Source organism: Streptomyces sp. NPDC040410 (genome assembly GCF_055595715.1).
In genome coordinates this window covers 1-25,323 of sequence record NZ_JBVIVK010000025.1, presented here as the reverse complement: position 1 = coordinate 25,323, position 25,323 = coordinate 1, and the positions used below count along the sequence as shown (strand labels likewise).

The following is a 25,323-nucleotide window of genomic DNA, read 5'->3' as shown; positions in this document are numbered from 1 at the left end:
CCTCGCAGGTCAGAGTCATTGTCAGTGCTCGGGTGCAGGATGGACGCATGGTCAGCTCCGCACACCGAGCCCTCGGCGGCTTCTCCCCCGCGACCCGCGGCTGGTTCACGGGGGCCTTCTCCGCGCCCACCGCGGCCCAGGCAGGCGCGTGGCAGGCCATCGGAGAGGGCTCTGACGTGCTGGTGGTGGCCCCCACCGGCTCCGGCAAGACCCTGGCCGCCTTCCTCGCCGCCCTCGACCAGCTGGCCTCGACACCGCCACCCGCCGACCCCAGGAAACGCTGCCGCGTTCTGTACGTCTCCCCGCTCAAGGCCCTGGCCGTGGACGTCGAGCGCAACCTCCGCAGCCCGCTGACCGGCATTCGCCAGGAATCCGTGCGCCTCGGCCTGCCCGAGCCCGAGGTGAAGGTGGGCATCCGGTCGGGCGACACCCCGGCCGCGGAGCGCCGTGCGCTGTCCACCCGACCGCCGGACATCCTGATCACCACCCCGGAGTCCCTGTTCCTGATGCTGACGTCGGCCACGCGCGACGCGCTGACCGGCGTGGAGACGGTGATTCTCGACGAGGTGCACGCGGTCGCGGGCACCAAACGCGGCGCGCACCTGGCGCTCTCCCTGGAGCGGCTCGACGAGCTCCTGCCGAAGCCGGCCCGCCGCATCGGCCTGTCGGCGACGGTGCGCCCGGTCGACGAGGTCGCCCGCTATCTCTCTCCCCGCCGCAAGGTGGAGATCGTCCAGCCGAAGTCCGGCAAGGAGTTCGACCTGTCGGTCGTCGTCCCGGTCGAGGACCTGGGGGAGCTGGGCGGCTCCCCGGTCGCCGACGGCACCGAGGGCGCGGAACGGCCGTCGATCTGGCCACACGTGGAGGAACGGATCACCGACCTGGTCCAGGCCCACCGCTCCACGATCGTGTTCGCCAACTCGCGCCGCCTCGCGGAGCGCCTGTGCAACAGACTCAACGAGATCGCCTACGAGCGAGCCACGGGCGAGGCCCTGGACGAGCACCATGCCCCCGCCCAGCTCATGGGTGGCTCGGGTGCGGCCCAGGGCGCACCGCCGGTCATCGCCCGCGCCCACCACGGCTCGGTCTCCAAGGAGCAGCGCGCCCTGGTCGAGGAGGACCTCAAGGCCGGCCGCCTGCCCGCCGTGGTCGCCACCTCCAGCCTGGAGCTGGGCATCGACATGGGCGCCGTGGACCTCGTCGTCCAGGTCGAGTCCCCGCCGTCGGTCGCCTCCGGCCTGCAGCGCGTCGGCCGCGCGGGACACCAGGTGGGGGCGGTTTCCACCGGCGTGGTCTTCCCCAAGTACCGCGGTGACCTCGTCCAGGCCGCCGTGGTCACCGAGCGGATGCGTACCGGCTCCATCGAGTCCCTGAAGGTGCCCGCCAACCCCCTGGACGTCCTGGCGCAGCAGCTCGTCGCGATGACGGCCCTGGACACCTGGCAGGTCGACGACCTGCTCGCCACCGTCCGCCGCGCCGCCCCGTTCGCCTCGCTCCCCGAGTCGGCGTTCACGGCGGTCCTCGACATGCTCGCCGGCCGCTATCCCTCCGACGCCTTCGCGGAGCTGCGTCCGCGCGTGGTGTGGGACCGCGTCGCCGGCACGGTCACCGGCCGCCCCGGCGCACAGCGCCTCGCCGTCACCTCCGGGGGCACGATCCCCGACCGAGGGCTGTTCGGGGTCTTCCTCGCCGGAGCCGACCCCAAGAAGGGCGGCGGCCGGGTCGGTGAGCTGGACGAGGAGATGGTCTACGAGTCCCGCGTGGGGGACGTCTTCACGCTCGGCACCAGCTCCTGGCGCATCGAGGACATCACGCGCGACCGCGTCCTCGTCTCGCCCGCCCCTGGCGTGCCCGGCAGGCTGCCCTTCTGGAAAGGCGACCAACTGGGCCGCCCGCTCGAACTGGGCCGCGCGGTGGGTGCGTTCCTGCGTGAGGTCGGCTCGCTGTCCAAGGACGACGCGCGCCTGCGCCTCCTCGCCGCGGGCCTGGACGCCTGGGCCGCGGACAACGTCCTGTCCTACCTGGACGAGCAGCGCGAGGCCTGCGGCCACGTCCCCGACGACCGGACCATCGTCGTGGAGCGATTCCGCGACGAGCTGGGCGACTGGCGGGTCGTCGTGCACTCCCCGTTCGGCGCCCAGGTGCACGCCCCGTGGGCGCTGGCACTCGGCGCCAAACTCTCCGAGCGGTACGGCATGGACGCCCAGGTCATGCACGCCGACGACGGCATCGTGCTGCGCCTGCCGGACGCCGACCTCATGGGCTTCGACCTGCTCGACCAGGAACCCGGGAAGCCGGGCACGGAATACGACGCCGAGCAGGCACCGGTCGGCGCGGCCGACGTGGTCTTCGACAAGGGCGATGTCGACCAGGTCGTCACCGACCAGGTGGGCAGCTCCGCCCTGTTCGCGTCCCGTTTCCGTGAGTGCGCCGCCCGCGCGCTGCTGCTGCCGCGCCGCAACCCGGGCAAGCGCACCCCGCTGTGGCAGCAGCGCCAGCGCGCCTCCCAGCTGCTCCAGGTGGCCAGCGAGTTCGGCTCGTTCCCGATCGTGCTGGAGGCGGTCCGCGAGTGCCTTCAGGACGTCTTCGACGTCCCCGGACTCGTCGAGCTGATGGGCGACCTCGAATCCCGCAAGGTCCGTCTCGTCGAGGTCACCACCCCCGAGCCCTCCCCCTTCGCCCGCTCCCTCCTCTTCGGTTACGTCGCCCAGTTCCTGTACGAGGGAGACTCACCGCTCGCCGAGCGCCGCGCCGCCGCCCTGTCGCTGGACTCCCGGCTGCTGGCCGAGCTGCTCGGCCAGGCGGAGCTGCGCGAGCTGCTCGACGCCGAGGTACTGACGGAGCTGGAGCGGGAGCTGCAGTGGCTCACCGAGGACCGCCGCGTCAAGGACGTCGAAGGCGTCGCCGACCTGCTGCGGCTGCTCGGCCCGCTCACGGACGCCGAGCTGGCCGAACGGGGCGCCGAGCCGCAGTGGGCTCAGGAGCTCGCCTCGGCCAGGCGCACGATCCGGGTCCGGATCGCCGGCGCCGACCACTGGGCGGCGATCGAGGACGCGGGCCGTCTGCGCGACGCGCTGGGCACGGCGCTGCCGGTCGGCGTGCCGGAAGCCTTCATGGAGCCCGTCAAGGACCCGCTGGGCGACCTCCTCGCGCGCTACGCACGCACCCACGGCCCGATCACATCGACCACGGCCTCGGCTCGCTTCGGCCTGGGCGTGGCGGTCACGGAGGGCGCCCTCCAGCGGCTGGCGGCGAGCGGCCGTGTCGTACAAGGAGAGTTCCACCCGGCGGGCATCGGCCAGGAGTGGTGCGACGCGACGGTCCTGCGCCGTCTCCGTCGCCGCTCCCTCGCCGCCCTGCGGCACGAACTGGAGCCGGTGCCACCGGCCGCGCTCGCCCAGTTCCTGCCCCAGTGGCAGCACATCGGCAAGGGCCACGGACTCCGCGGCGCCGACGGACTGGTGCGTGCCGTCGAGCAGTTGCAGGGGGCGTCCGTGCCCGCGTCCGCTCTCGAGAAGCTCGTCCTGCCGTCCCGGGTCGCGAACTACACGCCCGCGATGCTCGACGAACTCACCGCCGCCGGCGAGGTGGTGTGGGCCGGAGCGGGGGCGCTCCCCGGCAAGGACGGCTGGGTCTCCCTGTACCTGGCGGACGCGGCCCCGCTGCTTCTGCCACCGCCGCACCCCCTGGAGCTGACGGCGCTCCACCAGTCCGTCCTGGACGCCCTCTCCGGGGGTTACGGCCTGTTCTTCCGTCAGATCGCCGACCAGGTCCGCGCCACCACCCATCCCGACGCCACCGATCCCCATCTGGCCGACGCCGTCTGGGACCTGGCCTGGTCCGGACGTCTCACCAATGACACGCTCGCGCCCATGCGCTCCCTGCTGGGTTCGGGCCGCACCGCGGGCTCCACCGCTCACCGCGCCAAGCGCACGGTCCCGCGCGGGCGCTACGGCTCGCTCACGGCCGCCGCACGCACGGCCTCCCGCACCGGGCCGCCGACCGTCGCCGGCCGCTGGTCCCTGCTCCCGGAACGTGAGGCCGACTCCACCCTGCGCGCTCACGCACTGGCCCGCACACTCCTCGACCGGCACGGCGTGGTGACTCGGGGAGCGGTCTCCGCGGAGGGCGTCGAGGGCGGCTTCTCGGCGACGTACCGCATCCTGTCGGCCTTCGAGGAGAGCGGCCAGGCGCGGCGCGGCTACGTCGTGGAGGGACTCGGCGCCGCACAGTTCGCGATGGACGGCGCGGTGGACCGCCTCCGCGCGGTGGCGAACGCCCGCGACCGCAGCGAGCCCCTGCCCGCCCCCGGCTTCGGTAGTACGGCCGACAACTTCGAGAACACCTCGCGCAGCTTCGGAAAGCCGTCCAACGCCTTCGGTTCACCCCCCACCCCGCCCGACGGCCAGGGCTCGGCTCACCGCTTCGGCCCCACATCCGACTTCGACTCCGCGTCCGACGTCGACTGGACCGCGGACCTCGGCGCCGCGGATGCCCCGGGAACCGACGGCGGCCCGGGCACCGCCGACAGCTTCGCGCCGCGGGGCGGCCCCGGCCCCGGACGGCAGGGCGGTCCCGGATTCGCCCATGACTTCGCCGGCCGTACCCGTCCTCCCGCGTCCGGCCAGGCCGTCGTCCTCGCCGCGGCCGACCCCGCGAACGCGTACGGCGCGGCCCTCCCCTGGCCCGAGCCCCCGACCGGCGCCGGACACAAGCCGGGCCGCAAGGCGGGGTCCCTGGTGGTCCTCGTCGACGGCGAGCTGACGCTCTACATGGAGCGCGGCGGCAAGACCCTCCTGGCCTGGCCTTCGGCCCCGGACGACGGGGACGGCACGGCCACCGACGACCCACGCCTCCAAGCGGCGGCGGAGGCCCTCGCCGCGGCCGCCCGGGCAGGATCCCTCGGCACAGTCACGGTCGAGCGGGTCAACGGTGCTTCGGCGCTGACGTCTCCCATAGGCGCCCTTCTGGAAGGAGCGGGCTTCATCGCGACCCCGCGCGGGCTGCGTCTGCGGGCGTGAACCCCGCGGCGCCGCACAGGACACGGGAGCCGCTCCCGCCATGTGCCGGCCGTGCGACCCTTGACCCATGCCCGAAGGAGACACGGTCTGGCAGGCCGCGAGCCGGCTGCACGGCGCCCTCGCGGGCAAGGTGCTGACCCTCAGCGACCTCCGGGTTCCCCAGTACGCGACGGCCGACCTCACCGGCCGTACCGTGCTGGACGTCACCCCCCGTGGCAAGCACCTTCTCACCCGCGTCGAGGGCGGTCTGACCCTCCACTCGCACCTGCGGATGGACGGCTCCTGGAAGGTGTACGCGAACGGTCAGCGCTGGACCGGCGGCCCGGCCCACCAGATCCGCGCGATTCTGGGCACCGCCGACCGCACGGCCGTCGGCTACCGCCTGCCCGTGCTGGAGCTCCTGCGCACCGCCGACGAACACCGCGCCGTCGGCCACCTCGGCCCCGACCTCCTGGGCCCGGACTGGGACCCGGCCCAGGCCCTGGCCAACCTCCTCGCCGACCCGGCCAGGCCACTCGGGGAGGCTCTGCTCGACCAGCGCAACCTCGCCGGCATCGGCAATGTCTACAAGAGCGAGCTCTGCTTCCTGCTCGGCGCCACTCCTTGGCTCCCCGTCGGCGCACTGCCCGCCGAGCGCGCCGCGCGGCTGCCCGCACTCGCCAAGAGGCTCCTGGAGGCCAACCGGGACCGCCTGGTCCGCAGTACGACGGGCCACCGCGGCCAGGACCTGTTCGTGTACGGTCGCGCGCCCCGCCCCTGCCTGCGCTGCCACACGCCCGTCCGCGTGGCCGACCAGGGCGACGGCTCCCGCGAGCGCCCCACCTACTGGTGCCCCGGCTGCCAGGCGGGACCGGCTCCGAGCCCCGCCGCATCCCGCAGAACTCCACGCCGCACGGCTGATTGACGGCCCGCCACTAATTGACGCTCCGTCAGAAATGCTCGCACCGTCGCCTTATGGCCGTGAGCGCGTACGACCTCACCGGACGCACGGCATTCGTCACCGGCGCCGCGAGCGGCATCGGCCGCGCCTCGGCGGTGCTGCTCGCGCGGGCCGGCGCCACCGTGCACTGCGCCGACCGCGACCCGAGGGGCCTGGACGGGACCGCGAACCTGATCAAGGACAAGGACGGCACCGCCCACACGCACCACCTCGACGTCACCGACCGCGCCCGGCTCAAGCAGGCCGTCGAGTCCTGCGACCGCCTCGACGTGATGGCGGCGGTCGCCGGGATCATGCACAGCGGCCCCGTCCTGGAGACGCGGGACGAGGACCTGGACAGGGTGCTGGGCGTCAACTTCAAGGGCGTGCTGTACGCCTGCCAGGAGGCGACCCGCCTGATGCTTGCCCGGAACACCGGGGGCAGCATCGTGACCATGGCCTCGGGCGCCGTCGACACCGGCGGCCCCGGTCTGCTCTGCTACGGCGCGGCCAAGGCGGCCGTCGTCCAGCTGACCAGGACGCCGGCGAACGAGGTCGGGCGGCACGGCATCCGCGTCAACGCGGTCGCACCGGGCTGGATCCGCACGCCCATGACCCACCGCCACGAGGGCGAGGCACAGGCGCGCACCGAGGCGCTGATGACCCGGATGTCGCCCCTTGGGCGGGTCGGCGAGCCGGAGGACGTCGCCCAGGCCGTCCTGTACCTGGCGTCCGACGCCTCGTCCTTCATGACGGGCCAGATCCTGCGTCCGAACGGCGGTGTGGCCATGCCCTGGTAGGCCGGTCCGCCGCCCGCCAGGCCGCGGCCCATCGCCCGGGGTCGACGGCACCCGTGGCCCGCGCCTTGGGCACACAGTGCACCGGCAGAAGGCTCAGCCCCCATCCCCCGGCCGCCACGGCGCCTTCCAGCGCCCCCGCATCGGGCGCAAGCGCGAGCCGGAGCACGGCCCACCACCACACCGCTCCGAGGCCCAGAACGGCCCCCCAGCGCACTGCCCACCCCGACATGGCCGCCACCTCCAGCCCGACGCCAGACCGCCATGCTCATCCGCAGGGCGGGCGCACCACCGGCAACGGGCGCACCGCGGACCGCCCAGCCGTCGCGGACATCGGCACCGCCGGCCGCTCAGCCGTCACGGACATCCGCACCGCGGACGGCCCAGCCGTCGCGGACATCGGCACCGCCGGCCGCTCAGCCGTCGAAGACACCCGCCCCTCCACCATGAAGGCAGCGCCCTGCACCGGCAAACGGACCAAGAGAGCCCCCGTACGGACCGGAGCGGCACTGACACAACGCGGAAAACCCCGACCGCACCTCTCCAGATGTCCCCGGAGAAGCCCCGGCCGGGGCCTCACACAGTCGCTCGGCGCCGTCAGCGCCGCGTCGGCCTCACACCCGCGCGAATGTCACGCGGCGACCACGTCCACCGCCTCGGAGGGCGCTTTGATGGTCACCCGTTCCGGTGGCACACCGGCCACCGAGACGGAACCCAGCATCGGGCGAACCGACGCGGGTACAGGCTCGCTGGGGGTGGCCGCAGCAGACTGGGCCAGCTCGGCGAGGGCGAGCTCGTCACTCACTTCCCGCATGAGCTCGGACATCCGTACGTCCAGCGCGTCGCAGATGGCGGAGAGCAGCTCGGAGGAAGCCTCCTTCTGCCCCCGCTCCACCTCGGAGAGATAGCCGAGTGAGACTCGGGCGGACGAGGAGACTTCGCGCAGAGTACGGCCCTGGCGTTGGCGCTGCCGACGCAGCACGTCACCAAGCAGGCGACGGAGCAGAATCATCGGTGGCTCCCTCCTCGGACCGCGTAGCCGCATCCTTCACGCCCCACCGTACCGCCTTGCGCCGCGGCCGTGCGGGGAGCGATGTCGTGTTCACTCAGGGCTGCAAACATCAAAACCCCCCGTTCTGTTCCGTATCCTGTGCCCGCTCATTCCCGCTGTGTTCGCCCGCAAGCTCTTTCAGGAGCAGTGCGAGTACGCTCCGTACACTCTCCATACGAATTTCCGCGCGGTCGCCGTTCAACCTCAGGGCCTCGACTTTTCCGCCACCGGCGGAACCGGATTCCGCTCCGAGCGGGCCGTCCACGGCGATGAAGACCGTCCCGACGGGCTTCCCGTCCTGCGGTTCCGGCCCTGCGACACCGGTCGTCGCGATGCCCCAGTCGGCGCCGAGAGCCTTGCGCACTCCAGCCGCCATCTGGGCGGCGACCTGCGGATCCACTGCGCCGTGCTCCGCCAGCAGGGCGGCGTCGACACCCAGGAGTTCGTGCTTGAGCTCGGTGGCGTAGGCGGTCATCGAGCCCCGGAACGCCTTGGACGCCCCGGGGGCCGCTGTGACTTCCGCCGCCACCAGGCCACCGGTCAGCGACTCGGCGACCGCGAGCGTCTCGCCCTTCACCGTGAGTAGTCGCACCACCTCGGCAGCCGGGGAATTCACGCTTCCGTCTCCTCCAGCGCGGCCTTGCGCTCGGCGATTCCCCGCCGGCGCAGCACAATGGCCTGTCTCACATAGTCGAGCCCGGTCACCACGGTCAGGACGACCGCCGCGGCCATCACCCAGAACCGCAGGGTGGCCAGCCACCCCGTGAGGGCCAGGACGTACATCCCGACGGCCACGCCCTGTATGAGGGTCTTGAGCTTGCCGCCCCGGCTCGCGGGGATGACGCCGTACCGGATCACGAGGAACCGCAGGAGCGTGATCCCGAGTTCCCGCCCGAGGATGACGGCTGTCACCCACCACGGCAGATCGCCGAGCGCTGAGAGACAGACCAGCGCGGCTCCCATGATCGCCTTGTCGGCGATGGGGTCGGCGATCTTCCCGAAGTCGGTAACCAGGTTGTACGTGCGTGCCAGATGCCCGTCGAACAGGTCGGTGATCATGGCGATGGCGAAGGCCGCCCAGGCGAGCGAGCGCCACGCCGGGTCGTACCCGCCGTCCGCCAGCATCAGTGCGACGAAGCCGGGCACCAGGAGCAGCCGCAGCATCGTCAGCAGATTGGCGACGTTCCACACGCTGGCCTGATTGACGGCCGCGGCCGCGATCTTCCCGCCGCGCGCGGACTTCCCGCCGTTCTGGGGACCGGAGACGGCACCGGAGGAAACGGCACCGGAAACCCCACCGGAGGCAGGGCCCGATGCCCCGCTCGTGGCCGCACCGTTCGCGCCGGAGGTGCCGCCGGCCGCCGATGCCGGTACTCCGGTCATCTGCCCGCCTCCTCACTACACGCGAACGAGCCCTGCAGCGGCTCGGCCACCAGGTCGACACCTTCCGCACCGACCACCTTCGCCTCGACCATACGGCCGACGGTGAGACCTGCGCCGGTCGTGAGCAGCACCTGGCCGTCCGTCTCCGGAGCCTGGTGGGCGCCGCGGCCGTACACGCCGTCGTCGTCCACCGATTCCACAATTACGTGCACGGTCTCGCCCAGGCGCTCCTCGGCCCGCTGCGAGACCAGTTCCTCGGCCAGCCGGGAGACACGCGCCAGCCGCTCGGCGACGACGTCCTCGTCGAGCTTGCTGTCGTACGTCGCGGCCTCGGTGCCCTCCTCGTCGGAGTACCCGAAGACGCCGATGGCGTCCAGCCGCGCGCTATTCAGGAAGCGCTCCAGCTCGGCCAGGTCGGCCTCGCTCTCGCCGGGGAAGCCGACGATGAAGTTGGAGCGCACGCCGGCCTGGGGGGCCTTGCTCCGGACGGTGTCGAGCAGTTCGAGGAAGCGATCGGTGTCGCCGAAGCGGCGCATCGCACGCAGCACACCGGGGGCGGAGTGCTGGAAGGACAGGTCGAAGTACGGCGCGACCTTCGGAGTCGAGGTCAGGACGTCGATGAGCCCGGGGCGCATCTCGGCCGGCTGGAGGTAGCTGACGCGCACGCGCTCGAGGCCGTCGACCTCGGCGAGGTCTGGCAGGAGCGACTCGAGCAGACGGATGTCGCCCAGGTCCTTGCCATAGGACGTGTTGTTCTCGGAGACCAGCATGATCTCCTTGACGCCCTGCTCGGCCAGCCACCGCGTCTCGTTCAGCACATCGCTCGGGCGGCGTGAGATGAAGGAGCCGCGGAAGGACGGGATGGCGCAGAAGGAGCAGCGCCGGTCGCAGCCGGAGGCGAGCTTGACCGAGGCGACGGGGGCACCGTCCAGACGACGGCGCAGGGGCGCGCGAGGGCCGGAGGCCGGAGCCAGGCCGTCCGGAAGATCGACGGGGCCGTGCCCTGGCAGCGCGACCTCGGACGCGGACTCCTGCCGCTCGGCCGGGCTGATCGGCAGCAGCTTGCGCCGGTCACGCGGGGTGTGCGAGGCGTGGATGCCGCCGCTCAGGATGGTCTGCAGGCGGCCGGAGATGTCGGCGTAGTCGTCGAAGCCGAGCACGCCGTCGGCCTCGGGGAGGGCCTCGGCGAGCTCCTTGCCGTATCGCTCGGCCATGCAGCCCACCGCCACGACGGCCTGGGTTCTGCCGTGCGCCTTGAGGTCGTTTGCCTCCAGGAGGGCGTCGACGGAGTCCTTCTTGGCGGCCTCGACGAAGCCACAGGTGTTGACGACGGCGACGTCCGCGTCCGCGGCGTCCTCCACGAGGTCCCAGCCGTCCGCCTCCAAACGGCCTGCGAGCTCCTCCGAGTCCACCTCGTTACGGGCGCAGCCAAGAGTGACCAGTGCGACGGTACGGCGTTCAGGCATGGGCTCAAGAGTACTTTGTCTCACTGACAGCCCACGTCGACGGGGTTGGCCAAGATCGGCCAACCCCGTACGTACTCGACCCTTGCGACCGGCTTATCCGACCTGCGGGTCGCCCTTCGTATACGTGAGGCGCTCCACCGCGCCCGGCTGGAAGTCGTCCTCGATCTTCTTCCCGTTGACGTACAGCTGGATCACGCCGGCGTCGCCGAGCACGAGGTTGATCTTCTCGCTGTCCTGGAAGGTCTTGGACTCGCCCTGCTTGAGGAGCCCGTCGAAGAGCAGCCGGCCGTTGTGGTCCTTGGCCGAGATCCAGCTGCGTCCGTCGGCGGCGCTCACCTTGACGGTCACCTTGTCCTGGGGCGCGGCCGCGATGGCGCTGTCGGACGGCTCCGGCTTCGGATCGGCGGGCTTGCTGCTCTTGGGCTTGGGCGAGGAGGACTTGCCGGTCGCGGCCTTGGAGCCCTCGGCCACCTGGGTCTTCGTGGCTCCGTCGTCACCGCCCCTGACCGCGGTGAACCCGACGAAGCCCACCACGGCGACGATCGCGGCGACCATCGCCGCGGTCCAGTTGGGCCCGCGCCGCTCGGGACGGATGCGTTCCGCCTCGAAGAGGGGCGCCGCCGGTGTCGGAGCCGGACGCCCTCCGTGATCGGCGTCGTACCGGGCGAGGAGCGGGGCGGGATCGAGGCGGACGGCCTTGGCCAGGGTCCGGATGTGACCGCGCGCGTAGACGTCGCCGCCGCAGGGCGCGAAGTCGTCCGTCTCGATGGCGTGCACGATGGCGATGCGGACCCGGGTGGCGGAACTGACGTCGTCGACGGTCAGCCCGGCCTCGATGCGCGCCTGTTTGAGGGCACGGCCGATCGAGGGGCGGGCTTCCTCACGGTCGTCTTCGAACGGACGCTCGTCTTCAGGGGAGTTGCCGATGGACACGGGGGCGCCTTTCGAGCGTTTTAGCCGCCTGTGCTGGAGGTTCAGTCTAGGGGGGGTACGAAAGGGTGGGGCAACCGGGCGGTGGGACTTTGTACGCCATCGGAATGGCATTGCAATGCCCCGTCGTCCCCAGGGTGAGGTGGTGCTTGTCGTTTCCCTCAACTTGACGTATGCCGCGGGGAAACGGTTGCTCGATGATCCCTTACGGAAGCGTCACGATGGACGCTCTCGTTCAAGACTCCCCACGGATCACGGCAAGCACGCCGTCCAGCTCGTCAGCCTTCACAAGAACGTCACGAGCCTTGGACCCCTCGCTCGGACCGACGATGCCCCGGGACTCCATCAGGTCCATGAGCCGCCCGGCCTTGGCGAAGCCGACGCGCAGCTTGCGCTGGAGCATGGACGTGGACCCGAACTGCGTGGAGACGACCAGTTCGGCCGCCTGGCACAGCAGGTCGAGATCGTCGCCGATCTCCTCGTCGATCTCCTTCTTCTGCTTGGTGCCCACGGTGACGTCGTCCCGGAAGACGGGTGCCATCTGGTCCTTGCAGTGCTGGACGACCGCCGCGACCTCCTCCTCGGTCACGAAGGCGCCCTGCATACGGGTCGGCTTGTTCGCCCCCATCGGCAGGAAGAGCCCGTCGCCCTTGCCGATCAGCTTCTCGGCTCCGGGCTGGTCGAGGATGACGCGACTGTCCGCGAGCGAGGAGGTGGCGAAGGCGAGCCGCGACGGCACGTTCGCCTTGATCAGACCGGTGACGACGTCGACCGAGGGCCGCTGCGTGGCGAGCACCAGGTGGATGCCGGCCGCGCGCGCGAGCTGCGTGATGCGCACGATCGCGTCCTCGACGTCCCGCGGGGCGACCATCATCAGGTCGGCGAGCTCGTCGACGATCACCAGCAGATAGGGGTACGGCTGGAGCTCACGCTCACTCCCCTCGGGTGCCTTGACCTTGCCGTTCCTTATGGCCTCGTTGAAGTCGTCGATGTGCCGGAAGCCGTACGCCGCCAGGTCGTCGTAGCGCAGGTCCATCTCCCGTACGACCCACTGCAGCGCCTCGGCGGCCCGCTTCGGGTTGGTGATGATCGGCGTGATCAGGTGCGGGATGCCCTCGTAGGCGGTGAGCTCGACCCGCTTGGGGTCGACGAGGACCATGCGGACGTCCTCGGGGGTCGCGCGGACCATGACGGATGTGATCAGGCAGTTGATGCACGAGGACTTGCCGGAACCGGTGGCTCCGGCCACCAGCACGTGCGGCATCTTCGCGAGGTTGGCCATCACATAGCCGCCCTCCACGTCCTTGCCGAGCGCGACCAGCATGGGGTGCTCGTCCTCGGCGGCCGCGGCGAGGCGCAGCACGTCGCCGAGGTTGACCATCTCGCGGTCGGTGTTCGGGATCTCGATGCCGACCGCGGACTTGCCGGGGATCGGCGAGATGATCCGTACGTCGGGACTGGCGACCGCGTAGGCGATGTTCTTCGTCAGGGCGGTGATGCGCTCGACCTTGACGGCGGGGCCGAGCTCGACCTCGTAGCGCGTGACCGTCGGGCCGCGCGTGAAGCCGGTGACGGCGGCGTCGACCTTGAACTCGGTGAAGACGTTGGTGAGCGAGGCGACCACGGCGTCGTTCGCGGCGCTGCGCGCCTTGCCGGGCCCCCCGCGCGTGAGGAGGTCGAGCGAGGGCAGGGAGTACGTGATGTCACCGGACAGCTGGAGCTGCTCGGCGCGGGTCGGCAGGTCGCGGGGCGCCTCGGGTGCGGCCTTGGTGAGGTCCGGGACCGCCGTGTCCAGCTTCTCCTGCTTGGGGCGCGCGGCCGGCACAGGCGTCGGGGTGGGCGTCGGCTCCTCGCGGTCCCCCACGCTCACGCCCTGGGTGAGATCGGCGACGATCGGCGAGGGCGGCATACCGTGCAGCACCGCGCCGTCGAGCGCGGCGGCGGCTGCCGCGGCGACGTCCACGGCGTCCAGCGGGCGGTCCATGTCGGGCTGCGGCACGGCGGACCGCCGGGGGCGGCCGCGGCGCCGGGAGAGCGCCGCCTGCTCCGCACTGTCGGGGTCGTACGCTTCGGCGGCGGGCCCGCGGCGACGGCGGCTCGCGGGCAGCGCCTCACGCCACTGGTCGTCGTAGCGCTCGTCGTCCTGGGTGACGTCGTCCGGGGAGGGGTCGTGGACGATGCCCAGCTTCACGCCGAGCAGCCGCAGCCGCTGCGGGACGGCGTTGACCGGCGTGGCCGTGACGACCAGCAGACCGAAGACGGTGAGCAGCACGAGCAGCGGTACGGCGAGTACGTCGCCCATGGTGTACGTCAGCGGGGTGGCCGCACCCCAGCCGATGAGCCCGCCGGCGTCCCTTATCGCCTGCATGCCGTCGCTGCGGGCGGGGGCGCCGCAGGCGATGTGAACCTGGCCGAGCACACCGATGACGAGCGCGGACAGGCCGATCACGATGCGGCCGTTGGCCTCGGGCTTCTCGGGATGCCGGATGAACCGCACGGCGATGACCGCGAGCAGTATCGGCACCAGCAGGTCGAGCCGGCCGAAGGCGCCGGTCACCAGCATCTCGACGAGATCGCCGACCGGACCGCGCAGGTTCGACCAGGTTCCGGCGGCGACGATCAGCCCGAGGCCGAGGAGCAGCAGCGCGAGCCCGTCCTTGCGGTGCGCGGGGTCGAGGTTCTTCGCGCCCTGCCCTATCCCGCGGAACACCGCGCCGACGGCGTGCGCGAGGCCGAGCCAGACGGCTCGCACGAGCCGGTAGATACCCCCGGTGGGGCTCGGCGCCGGTTTGGGCGCGGGCTTCTTCGCCGCGGCCTTCTTGGCCGGCGCCTTCTTCGCGGGGGCCTTTTTCGCAGCGGCCTTCTTCGCCGGAGCCTTCGCGGGAGCGGCCGCCTTCTTCGCGGGCTGCTTCTTGGCTGCGGTGGGACGTGAGGCCATAGGTGTGAGATTACCGGTGGAGACGGCAGCGGACACGCGTGCCCACTGCTTCACCCGTTCGTGTCGCCCTTGGAAGGGCGCTGAGCTGACGCGGGCTCACGCCCACCGCCCGTCTCCGGCAGGTCAGTTCTGCGACGGCACCGCGGGAGAACTCCCCGCCCCCGGCTCCAAGGCGTCGAGTGCCCTCCGCAACCCCGTGAGTTTGCGTTCGAGATGAGCCGCCGTGGCCACCGCGGCCGCGTCAGCCGAGTCGTCGTCGAGCTGCTTGGACAGGGCCTCGGCCTGCTCCTCGACCGCCGCGAGCCGTGCCGACAGCTCCGCGAGCAGTCCCGCCGGCTCCTTCACCTCCCCGGCCACGGCTTTGCCGCTGCCACCGCCCTCCAACTGGAGCCGCAGCAGCGCCGCCTGCTCCCGCAGCTGGCAGTTCTTCATGTACAGCTCGACGAAGACCGAGACCTTCGCGCGCAGCACCCACGGGTCGAACGGCTTGGAGATGTAGTCGACCGCACCGGCCGCATATCCGCGGAAGGTGTGGTGCGGCCCGTGGTTGATCGCGGTGAGGAAGATGATCGGGATGTCCCGGGTCCGTTCCCGCCGCTTGATGTGTGCGGCGGTTTCAAAACCGTCCATCCCTGGCATCTGGACATCCAGCAGAATGACCGCGAAGTCGTCCGTGAGCAGTGCTTTGAGCGCTTCCTCCCCGGACGATGCCCGCACCAGGGTCTGATCGAGCGCAGAGAGGATGGCCTCCAGCGCCAGCAGATTCTCCGGCCGGTCATCGACCAGGAGGATCTTGGCCTTCTGCACCATGGCCCGCCCTCCTCGCCCCGGAAGTGCACCGGGCGCCGCCCCAGGGGACGACTCCCTTACGTCGCCCGTCCTTGTGCCGGTCATGGTAGCCGCACCCCGCTCGTCGCCACACCCTGTCACCGCGATGTCACTGTGGATATCACAGCGCACGTAGCAGAAACGTAGCCGGAGACCAGAAGGTTCCCCGAATCCCGTGCTTCCACACGGCTCCGCCACCCTGAGTCAGCACTCCATGTGAACCCGACCGTTCCCGCCGCATGCGCATGAAAGCCTCAACGCATGAAACGAGGACGAAGCCCGACGGTTTTCGTCACGCCTCCCGCATCCACTGCTCCATCACCGCCAGCAGGTGATCGGGGTCGACCGGCTTCGTCACGTAGTCGGAGGCCCCCGACTCGATCGCCTTCTCCCGGTCGCCCTTCATCGCCTTCGCGGTCAGCGCGATGATCGGCAGCCCGGCGAACTGCGGCATCCTGCGGATCGCCGTGGTCGTCGCGTACCCGTCCATCTCGGGCATCATGATGTCCATCAGGACGACCGCGACATCGTCGTGCTGCTCCAGGACCTCGATGCCCTCACGGCCGTTCTCGGCGTACAGCACCGAAAGCCCGTGCTGCTCCAGGACGCTGGTGAGCGCGAACACGTTGCGGATGTCGTCGTCGACGATCAGCACCTTCTCCCCGCCGAACCGGATGCCGCGGCGCGGCTGCACCGCGGCGCCCTGCTCCGCGGCCGGCCACTGCTCCTGCGACGGCCGCTGCTCCAACGAGGGCGCGCCCCTGCGCCGGCGCCTGAAGAGCGCCGCGGCGCCGTTCTGCGTCTCGTGGTACGACTTCACCTCCGCCGGCGTCTCGATCTCCACGTCGGACAGCTCGGACAGCTCGGCGCGGTCATGCGCGGAGGTCACCAGTTCCCCGGCCTCCAGCGTGGGGGCGAGCTGCTGGTAGCCCTGCGGCGGCAGTTCGCTCGGGTGCAGCGGCAGATACAGCGTGAACGTCGAGCCGCGTCCCGGCTCGCTCTGCGCGTGGATCTCACCGCCGAGCAGCTGGGCGATCTCCCGAGAGATGGACAGCCCGAGGCCCGTACCACCGTACTTGCGGCTGGTCGTGCCGTCCGCCTGCTTGAACGCCTCGAAGATCACCCGCATCTTGCTGGCCGCGATCCCGATGCCGGTGTCCGTCACGGAGAACGCGATCAGGTCCGCGTCCGCGTCGCGCAGCGAACCGGTCTCCAGAAGCTGCTCGCGGATCGCCATCGGCACGTCCCTGCCGGCGGGCCGGATGACCAGCTCGACCGCCCCGGAGTCGGTGAACTTCACCGCGTTGGACAGCAGGTTGCGCAGCACCTGAAGGAGCCGCTGCTCGTCCGTGTGCAGCGTTGCGGGCAGTTCGGGAGACACCCGAACCGACAGGTCGAGGCCCTTCTCCGCGGTCAGCGGCCGGAACGTGGCCTCCACGTAGTCCACGAGCTGGACGAGGGCGATCCGCGTCGGGGAGACGTCCATCTTGCCCGCCTCGACCTTCGACAGGTCGAGGATGTCGTTGATCAGCTGGAGCAGGTCGGAGCCGGCCCCGTGGATCGTCTCCGCGAACTCGACCTGCTTCGGGGAGAGGTTCCCCTCGGCGTTGTCGGCGAGCAGCTTCGCCAGGATCAGCAGCGAGTTGAGCGGCGTCCGCAGCTCGTGGGACATGTTGGCCAGGAACTCGCTCTTGTAGCGCATGGAGACGGCGAGTTGCTCGGCACGCTCCTCCAGGACCTGCCGCGCCTCCTCGATCTCGGTGTTCTTGACCTCGATGTCGCGGTTCTGCTGGGCCAGCAGTTCGGCCTTCTCCTCCAGTTCGGCGTTGGACGCCTGCAGGGCCTTCTGCCGGTTCTCCAACTCGGCCGACCGCTCACGGAGTTGTTCGGTCAGCTCCTGCGACTGCTTCAGCAGGACCTCGGTCTTGGTGTTGACGGAGATGGTGTTGACGCTGGTCGCGATCATCTCGGCGATCTGGTTCAGGAAGTCCTTCTGGATCTGCGTGAACGGCGTGAAGGACGCGAGCTCGATGACGCCGAGCACCTTGCCCTCGAACAGCACCGGAAGCACGATCACCTGAGCGGGCGGAGCCTCGCCCAGCCCCGAGGAGATCTTCAGGTAACCGCTGGGCGCGTTCTCCACCAGGATCGTGCGCTTCTCCATGGCGGCCGTACCGATCAGTGCCTCGCCCGGCCGGAACGACGTCGGCATGGAGCCCATCGAGTAACCGTACGACCCGAGCATCCGCAGCTCGTAATGGTCCTCGCCCTCGGCGCTCAGATCCTTGCCGTCGACGAGCGGCATCGCCAGGAAGAACGCGCCGTGCTGCGCTGACACCACCGGCGTCAGCTCGCTCATGATGAGCGAGGCGACGTCCTCCAGGTCCCGGCGGCCCTGCATCAGCGCCGAGATACGGGCGAGGTTGCCCTTGAGCCAGTCCTGCTCCTTGTTGGCGATCGTGGTGTCGCGCAGGTTGGCGATCATCTTGTTGATGTAGTCCTGGAGCTCCTGGATCTCGCCGGCGGCGTCCACGTCCAGCTTCAGGTTGAGGTCACCCCGGGTCACCGCGGTGGCCGCGCGCGCGATGGCACGTACCTGCCGGGTGAGGTTCCCGGCCATCTCGTTCACCGACTCGGTCAGGTCCCGCCAGGTGCCGTCGACGTCACGCACGCGTGCCTGGCCGCCCAGCTGGCCTTCCGTACCCACCTCACGGGCGACCCGGGTGACCTCCTCCGCGAAGGACGACAGCTGGTCCACCATCGTGTTGATGGTGGTCTTCAGCTCCAGGATCTCGCCGCGCGCGTCGATGTCGATCTTCTTGGTCAGGTCGCCCTTGGCGATGGCGGTCGTGACCATGGCGATGTTGCGCACCTGTCCGGTCAGGTTGGACGCCATCTGGTTCACGGACTCGGTGAGGTCCTTCCACGTACCGGCCACGCCCGGCACGCGCGCCTGCCCGCCCAGGATGCCGTCCGTGCCCACCTCACGGGCCACCTTGGTGACCTGGTCGGCGAACGAGCTCAGCGTCTTCACCATGGTGTTGAAGGTGTCGGCGAGCTGCGCGACCTCACCGCGCGCCTCGATCGTCACGGTCCGCGTCAGGTCGCCGTTGGCGACGGCGGCCGCGACCTGGGAGATGTTCCGCACCTGCACGGTCAGGTTGTTGGCCATCAGGTTCACGTTGTCGCTGAGGTCCTTCCAGATGCCCGTGACACCGGGCACCCGCGCCTGACCGCCCAGCTGGCCCTCGGTACCCACCTCGCGGGCCACCCGGGTCACCTGCTCGGCGAAGGACGACAGCTGGTCCACCATCGTGTTGACGGTGGTGACGAGTTCGAGGATCTCGCCCTTCGCGTCGACCGTGATCTTCTTCGACAGGTCACCCTTGGCCACCGCGGTCGTGACCTCGGCGATGTTGCGCACCTGGATCGTCAGGTTGTTCGCCATGAAGTTCACGGACTGCGTGAGGTCCTTCCAGGTACCGGAGACCCCCTGCACCTCGGCCTGACCGCCGAGGATGCCCTCCGTGCCCACCTCGCGGGCCACCCGCGTCACCTGGTCGGCGAAGCTCGACAGCTGGTCCACCATCGTGTTGAGGGTGTTCTTCAGCTCCAGGATCTCCCCGCGGGCGTCCACGTCGATCTTCTGGGACAGGTCACCCCGGGCCACCGCGGTGGCCACCTGCGCGATGTTGCGCACCTGCGCGGTGAGGTTGCCCGCCATGCCGTTCACGGAGTCCGTCAGGTCGCGCCACACCCCGGCGACGCCGGGCACCTGCGCCTGACCGCCGAGCCGGCCCTCCGTGCCCACATCGCGGGCCACCCGGGTCACCTGGTCGGCGAAGGCGGACAGCTGGTCCACCATCGTGTTGATGGTGTTCTTCAGCTCCAGGATCTCCCCGCGGGCGTCGACGTCGATCTTCTGGGACAGGTCACCCCGGGCGACAGCCGTCGTGACCTGGGCGATCTGCCGCACCTGCGAGGTGAGGTTGCCCGCCATGAAATTGACGGAGTCGGTGAGTTCCTTCCAGGTGCCGCTCACACCCGGCACCACGGCCTGACCGCCGAGGCGGCCCTCGGTGCCCACGTCCCGGGCCATCCGCGTCACCTGGTCGGCGAAGGCCGAGAGCTGGTCCACCATCGTGTTGACGGTGTTCTTCAGCTGGAGCATCTCGCCGGACACATCCACGGTGACCTTCTGCGACAGGTCACCGTTGGCCACGGCCGTCGTCACCTGGGCGATGTTGCGCACCTGTCCGGTGAGGTTCCGGAACGCCGTGTTGACGGAGTCCGTCAGGTCCTTCCACGTACCGGCCGCGCCCGGCACCTGCGCCTGCCCGCCCAGCTCACCCTCGACACCGACCTCGCGTGCCACGCGCGTGACCTCCGCGCCGAAGGACGACAGCTGGTCGACCATCCCGTTGACGGTGTTCTTGAGCTCCAGCATCTCGCCGGCCACGTCCACGGTGACCTTCTGCGACAGGTCACCGTTGGCCACGGCCGTCGTCACCGCGGCGATGTCCCGCACCTGGGTGGTGAGGTTCCGGAAGACCGTGTTGACGGAGTCCGTCAGGTCCTTCCACGTACCCGCCGCACCCGGCACGTTGGCCTGCCCGCCGAGCCGCCCCTCGGCACCGACCTCGTTGGCCACGCGGGTGACCTCGTCCGCGAAGGTCCGCAGTGTCTCGGTCATCTGGTTGATCGTGTCGGCGAGCTGGGCGACCTCACCACGTGCCGAAACCGTCACCTTCTGCGACAGGTCGCCATTGGCGACCGCCGTCGTCACCTGCGCGATCCCGCGCACCTGGGCCGTCAGATTGCCGGCCATGAGGTTCACCGAATCGGTGAGGTCCTTCCACACACCCGCCACACCGGGGACCTGCGCCTGACCGCCCAGCTCGCCCTCGACACCCACCTCGCGCGCGACACGCGTCACCTCGGAGGAGAAGGACGACAGCTGGTCCACCATCGTGTTGACGGTGTTCTTCAGCTCCAGCATCTCGCCGGCCACATGAACCGTCACCTTGCGTGACAGATCGCCCTTGGCGACCGCCGTCGTCACGAGCGCGATGTCCCGGACCTGGGCCGTCAGCCGGTACGCCATCGTGTTGACGGACTCCGTGAGGTCCTTCCACGAACCGGACATGCCCCGCACCCGGGCCTGCCCGCCCAGCTTGCCCTCGGTGCCCACCTCACTGGCCACACGCGTGACCTCGTCGGTGAACGTCGACAGCTGGTCGACCAGATTGTTGACGGTCCGTCCGACCTTCAGGAACTCACCCCGCAACGGATGCCCGGTGCCGTCCGGCGCCTGCGTCCGCAGCTCCATACGGGGCGACAGATCGCCCTCCGCCACGGCCGACAGCACCCGGCTGACCTCGGAGACGGGCCGTACGAGATCGTCCACCAGCGCGTTCGAGGCGTCGACGGCGGCGGCCCAGGAACCCTCGGAGGCACCTGTTTCCAGCCGTTCCGTGAGCTTTCCGTCACGGCCCACCACGCGCCGTACACGCGACAACTCGCCCGTCAGATGCAGATTACGGTCGGCCACCTCGTTGAAGACCGCCGCGATCTCCGACATCACGCCGTCACCGGACACCGTGAGCCGCTTCCGGAAGTTCCCGTCCCGCATCGACACGAGAGCCGCCAGCAGTCGGTTCAGGGCAGCCGTGTCCACCGCGGTGGTCCCGTTGGCCGGTTTGCGCTTGTTGCTCAGGGACTGTCCGCCTTTCGCGCGCGTCTTACTGCTCCGCGTCGCTGCGCCAGACTCCACTGTGTCCCTCCCGCAGGGGTCGACCGTTACTGCTGTGGTCCGGTGCCCCCTGATCGGCGCACCGGATACTGCTGCGTAGTTCTGCCTACTACTGCGTATATTCAGCCAGGCATGACGAGCCACACCACGGGCTGCTGCCCGATTTACACGGAAGACACTCCGCCTGCCCGGACCTTCTCCAGAAGCTTGCCCAGTGTTTCACCCCGGCTGAACCAGGCCATAACAGTTCGGCAGCTTCGCACATCGTCCGCACACCCTTCGGGCGGAAACACAGCCGACCGGCATCCGCATGGACGGGGAAGGTAAGTAACCTTGCATGCGGCTGTCCAGCCGCGCCGGTCCGTCCGGCCTGGGCGGTGGCACGAGAACGAGCGGGCATCGGAGGGGCGGCCGCACACATGACCACCGGACTGATCCCTGGGGAGCAGCCCCCGGACCCCCGGCCGACGGGCGGTATGCCGCAGCAGCGGTACGAGCCGGTCGGCCACGGAGCCCTGCACACCGACAACCGGTTGAGGAGTTTAGTGATCACCGCGCGCGCGGCCGCCAGCTTCGATCCCGTCGGACGATCGGTCGCGAGCGCCCGCTCATTCGTCCGCGACACCCTTCAGGGCTGGGGCTTCGCCGACATCGTCGACGACGCGGTGGTCCTCACCAGCGAACTGGTCACCAACGCCGTGGTGCACGCGGGGACTTCTGCGGACGTCCTGTGTCTGCGCAGTGAAGAAGGCGTACGGATCGAGGTCGCCGACCGCTACCCCGAACGCGAGATCCCGCTCCAGGGCTCGCCGGTCAACATGGGCAGCCCCGACCGCGAGGGAGGCCGCGGCCTCCAGCTCTGCGCGGCACTGGCCGGACGCTGGGGCGTCGAGTACACGCCCACGCGCAAGCAGGTCTGGTTCCAACTCGACCTTCCCGGGCGCCCGGTGGGCACCCGCGCCGCCGGCCCGTCACTGCCCGCCGACCTCCTCCCGCTCGCCGACGGCCGCGTCCGCGTCGCGGTCGTCCAGATCGACCGCACCGGCGCCATCACCGCCTGGAGCGAGGACGCCGAGGAACTCTTCGGCTACGCCGCCGAACAGGTCACCGGCAAACCGCTGACCGACCTCGCCGCCTGGCCGCACACCCCGGGCACCGGCACCGGCATCGCGGAAGCACTCCAACTCTCGCGCTGGGAAGGCAGCTACGGCATCAGAGGCGCCAACGGCCGTGTCACCTCCGTCTACGCCTCCCATCTCCGCGTCCGCGACACGGCCGGCGAGCCCTCCACCGTGTGCCTGCTGGTACGGGACCACGAACGGGCCGTTCTGCAGACTCCGTTGCGCGTCCCCGCCTCCGACGCGAGCGCCGCCGACGGCCAGAACACCGACGCCTTCGAGGTGTTCATCGGCTCTCCCGCCCCGGACGACCTGGACGGGCTCCTCCAGCGCACGGTGGAACGCGCCCGAGACATGCTCGACGCCGACTCCGCCTTCCTGCTCCTGGCGACGGACGACGAAACGGAGTTGGAGGTCCGCGCCTCCACAGGCCTGCCGTCGGCCCGCCAGCGCTTCGCCCGCGTCCCCGTCGAAGCGGGCCCCGGCCGCTACGGCTCCGCGCGCATGCCGGCCGTCCACGACGACCTTACGGCCGTACCGGGTGCCGTCCCGCTGCTGAGCGGCACCGGCATGCGCTCCGTGGTCACCGTCCCGCTGAAGGTGGAGGGCCGCCTCACCGGCTCGCTCGGCGTGGCCGCCGAGTCCCCCGGCAGATACTCGAACGAGGAGGCCCTGCGCCTCCAGTTCGCCGCCGACCGCATCGCGTTGGCCGTCGAGTCCGCACGCCTCGGCGAACTGGAACGCCTGCGCCGAGGCTCGCTGAGCTTCCTGGTCGAGGCGTCCGACCTCCTCGCGGGCACCCTGGACCGCGACCAGACCCTGGCCCTGATGGCCCAGATGACGGTCCCGACCCTGGCCACCTGGTGCGCCGTCTACACCATCGCCGACCAGGCCTCGGAGCCGTACCTGTCCTACGTCCTGCACGAGGACGAGGAACTCATCGACGGCATCAAGTCCTTGTTGTCGAAGGTCCCGCCGCCGGACCCGGTACCGACCCCCGGTGCCCGTGTCTGGCCGGCCCCCGGCGAGGCGGCCCACCAGGCGGCCCTGCGCAGCTCCATGCGCAGCCTCGGCCTGAGCGGCGGCCCCGCCCACCAGGTCTCGTCGGCCATCGGCCCCACTCTCGCGACGGCATCGGCGGTGGGCGGCGAGACGGTCGTCCTGCCCTTGGTCGCCCGCAACCGGGTCATCGGCATGCTGACCCTCGGCAAGCCGACCGACGAACACTTCCGCCAGGAAATCCTGGAACTGGCCGAGGACTTGTCCCGCCGAGCGGCCCTCGCCCTGGACAACGCCCGGCTCTACTCCGAGCGCACGGCCATCAGCCAGTCCCTCCAGCGCAGCCTCCTGCCGCCCGAGCTCCCGGTGATCACGGGCGTCGAGGTCGAGGTCATCTACCGCGCGGCCGGCGAAGGCAACGAGGTCGGCGGCGACTTCTACGACGTCTTCCCCATCCGCGACGGCGCGTACGGCTTCGCCATCGGCGACGTCTGCGGCACGGGTCCGAACGCGGCGGCCGTCACAGGCCTCGCCCGCCACGCCCTCAGGCTCCTGGCCAGAGAGGGCCTCAGCGGTCCGGCGGTCCTGGAGCGCCTCAACTCCGCGATCCTCGACGAAGGCGCACGCAGCCGCTTCCTCACGCTCCTTTACGGCGAGTTGTGGCCCCAGGAGGACGGCAGCGCGGAGCTGAAGGTCGTCTGCGCCGGCCACCCGCTCCCGCTCCGCCTCCGCCAGGACGGCACGGTCGAACCGGCGGCCGAGCCCCAGCCGCTCCTGGGCGTCATGGAGGACCTGGAGCTGTTCGAGGAGACGGTCACCCTCGACCCGGGCGACGTCCTCCTCTGCGTCACGGACGGCGTCACGGAACGCCGTGAAGGCACCCGCATGTTGGGCGACGACGGCCTCACCGACGTCCTCAAGACCTGCACCGGTCTGACGGCGGGCGCGGTCGCGGCGCGCATCATGCGCGCGGTGGAACGCTTCGCGTCGGACGCCCCGTCCGACGACATGGCGATCCTGGCGATGCGAGTGCCGGGCCTCCACAAGGACTGAGGAAGGACATGCGAAAGGCCCCGCCCGTTCGGGCGAGGCCTTTCTGCTGGAGCCCCCAAACGGAATCGAACCGTTGACCTTCTCCTTACCATGGAGACGCTCTGCCGACTGAGCTATAGGGGCCTGTCACCTTTTCGAGGTTCCCTCGCGGCAACGGAATAGATCATACCCCGAACAGACTCGTGCCCCCAACCACGAACATCAGAAGGCAGGCTGCAGCAGTCCGCCGAGCGCATTGCACGCGCCCACGATCCGCTGCATGTCCCGCTTGGTCAAAGAGGCGTTCACGGGGAGCGCAAGAGTTTCGTCGGCCGCCCTTTCGGTCTCCGGCAGGGACAGGCACCGCCGGAACTCCGGCAGCCGGTGCACGGGAGTCTTCGCCGGCACCCGGCAGTCAACTCCCCTCGCCCGCAAGGCCCGGGCGAACGCATCCCGGTCCGGCCGTCCGTTCCCCGGCACGCGCACGACGTACTGCTGATACGTGTGCCCGTCACCGCCGTCGGGAGTGAGCACACCGCGCAGCCTCGCATCGAGATAGGCGGCGCGCTGCCGGCGCTGGGCTATCTCGTCGTACGGCGCCTCGGACTCCCCGTGCTGCAGCACCAGAAGCCCGTGCCGCTGCCCGACCCCGTGCAGCCGCCCGAGATCGGCCGGCCGGCCGAAGCGGTGTACGGCAACGACGGCCACCGTCCGGGTAGTTATGGAGGCCTCGACCGCGGACGCGTCGAGGCAGTACGTCGCCGGATCTATCTCGGCGAACACCGGAAGCCCACCGGCCAGGACCACGGCCTCGGCGACTTCCACGTTCCCGAAGGCCGGTACGACGACCTCGTCACCGACACCCACTCCGGCGGCTCTGAGCATTGCAGCAGTACCCATGCTGTGGATGCTGGATGCGGAACGTGAACGTCAGGTGACGCATGACAAAAAAGGGTTGGACCCCGAACCGAAGTTCAGGATCCAACCCTTTGAAAATTGTTCGGCGGTGTCCTACTCTCCCACAGGGTCCCCCCTGCAGTACCATCGGCGCTGTAAGGCTTAGCTTCCGGGTTCGGAATGTAACCGGGC

The 25,323-nt window shown here is 70.4% G+C and carries 13 protein-coding genes, 1 tRNA gene and 1 rRNA gene; 4 read left to right on the top strand and 11 right to left on the bottom strand.

Features of this window, described 5'->3' with window-relative positions:
• Positions 1 to 47: 47 nt before the first annotated feature.
• The 3 genes from ACZ562_RS33190 to ACZ562_RS33180 all read left to right on the top strand — a co-directional run bounded on the left by ACZ562_RS33190 (position 48) and on the right by ACZ562_RS33180 (position 6,740).
• On the top strand, positions 48 to 5,021 hold the full coding sequence (locus tag ACZ562_RS33190) for an ATP-dependent helicase (RefSeq protein WP_471186942.1): 4,974 nt from the start codon (positions 48 to 50) through the stop codon (positions 5,019 to 5,021).
• Positions 5,022 to 5,088: 67 nt separating this feature from the next.
• Positions 5,089 to 5,925, top strand: a complete 837-nt coding sequence (locus ACZ562_RS33185) for an Fpg/Nei family DNA glycosylase (RefSeq protein ID WP_471186939.1) — start codon at positions 5,089 to 5,091, stop codon at positions 5,923 to 5,925.
• 50 nt (positions 5,926 to 5,975) lie between these two features.
• Positions 5,976 to 6,740, top strand: a complete 765-nt coding sequence (locus ACZ562_RS33180) for an SDR family NAD(P)-dependent oxidoreductase (protein WP_471186936.1) — start codon at positions 5,976 to 5,978, stop codon at positions 6,738 to 6,740.
• A 628-nt stretch (positions 6,741 to 7,368) separates the two neighbouring features.
• Here ACZ562_RS33180 and ACZ562_RS33175 read toward each other — a convergent pair.
• The 8 genes from ACZ562_RS33175 to ACZ562_RS33140 form a co-directional block, all read right to left on the bottom strand.
• The gene (locus ACZ562_RS33175) at positions 7,369 to 7,749 is read right to left on the bottom strand and encodes a helix-turn-helix domain-containing protein (protein WP_381463601.1); all 381 of its coding nucleotides are present in this window, start codon (positions 7,747 to 7,749) and stop codon (positions 7,369 to 7,371) included.
• Positions 7,750 to 7,858: 109 nt separating this feature from the next.
• Positions 7,859 to 8,404, bottom strand: coding sequence for a CinA family protein (locus ACZ562_RS33170; protein ID WP_471186932.1), 546 nt, complete (start codon positions 8,402 to 8,404; stop codon positions 7,859 to 7,861).
• Positions 8,401 to 9,171, bottom strand: a complete 771-nt coding sequence (gene pgsA, locus ACZ562_RS33165; RefSeq protein WP_471186929.1) for a CDP-diacylglycerol--glycerol-3-phosphate 3-phosphatidyltransferase — start codon at positions 9,169 to 9,171, stop codon at positions 8,401 to 8,403. Before pgsA ends, ACZ562_RS33170 begins: the two co-directional genes overlap by 4 nt.
• Positions 9,168 to 10,637: a 30S ribosomal protein S12 methylthiotransferase RimO gene (gene rimO / locus ACZ562_RS33160; protein WP_471186926.1), complete on the bottom strand. Its 1,470-nt coding sequence runs from the start codon at positions 10,635 to 10,637 to the stop codon at positions 9,168 to 9,170. Before rimO ends, pgsA begins: the two co-directional genes overlap by 4 nt.
• 93 nt (positions 10,638 to 10,730) lie before the next feature.
• On the bottom strand, positions 10,731 to 11,570 hold the full coding sequence (locus ACZ562_RS33155; protein WP_471186923.1) for a helix-turn-helix domain-containing protein: 840 nt from the start codon (positions 11,568 to 11,570) through the stop codon (positions 10,731 to 10,733).
• Between the two features lie 232 nt (positions 11,571 to 11,802).
• Complete coding sequence (locus tag ACZ562_RS33150) at positions 11,803 to 14,505, bottom strand: DNA translocase FtsK (RefSeq protein ID WP_471186920.1); 2,703 nt, start codon at positions 14,503 to 14,505, stop codon at positions 11,803 to 11,805.
• Between the two features lie 123 nt (positions 14,506 to 14,628).
• Positions 14,629 to 15,315: a response regulator gene (locus ACZ562_RS33145; RefSeq protein ID WP_471186917.1), complete on the bottom strand. Its 687-nt coding sequence runs from the start codon at positions 15,313 to 15,315 to the stop codon at positions 14,629 to 14,631.
• A 310-nt stretch (positions 15,316 to 15,625) separates the two neighbouring features.
• The gene (locus ACZ562_RS33140; RefSeq protein ID WP_471186914.1) at positions 15,626 to 21,106 is read right to left on the bottom strand and encodes a HAMP domain-containing protein; all 5,481 of its coding nucleotides are present in this window, start codon (positions 21,104 to 21,106) and stop codon (positions 15,626 to 15,628) included.
• 398 nt (positions 21,107 to 21,504) lie between these two features.
• On the opposite strand from ACZ562_RS33140, the gene ACZ562_RS33135 reads away from it, so the two are divergent.
• A complete protein-coding gene (locus tag ACZ562_RS33135; RefSeq protein ID WP_471186911.1) occupies positions 21,505 to 24,255 on the top strand; it encodes a SpoIIE family protein phosphatase in 2,751 nt (916 codons plus the stop codon).
• A 47-nt stretch (positions 24,256 to 24,302) separates the two neighbouring features.
• Here ACZ562_RS33135 and ACZ562_RS33130 read toward each other — a convergent pair.
• The 3 genes from ACZ562_RS33130 to rrf form a co-directional block, all read right to left on the bottom strand.
• Positions 24,303 to 24,378: transfer RNA gene (locus tag ACZ562_RS33130), tRNA-Thr, on the bottom strand.
• Between the two features lie 78 nt (positions 24,379 to 24,456).
• Positions 24,457 to 25,119 carry a DegT/DnrJ/EryC1/StrS family aminotransferase gene (locus tag ACZ562_RS33125; RefSeq protein WP_471187093.1) on the bottom strand — a complete coding sequence of 221 codons (663 nt, stop codon included), beginning with the start codon at positions 25,117 to 25,119 and terminating at the stop codon, positions 24,457 to 24,459.
• 113 nt (positions 25,120 to 25,232) lie between these two features.
• Positions 25,233 to 25,323, bottom strand: a 5S ribosomal RNA gene (gene rrf, locus ACZ562_RS33120); the annotation flags it as partial.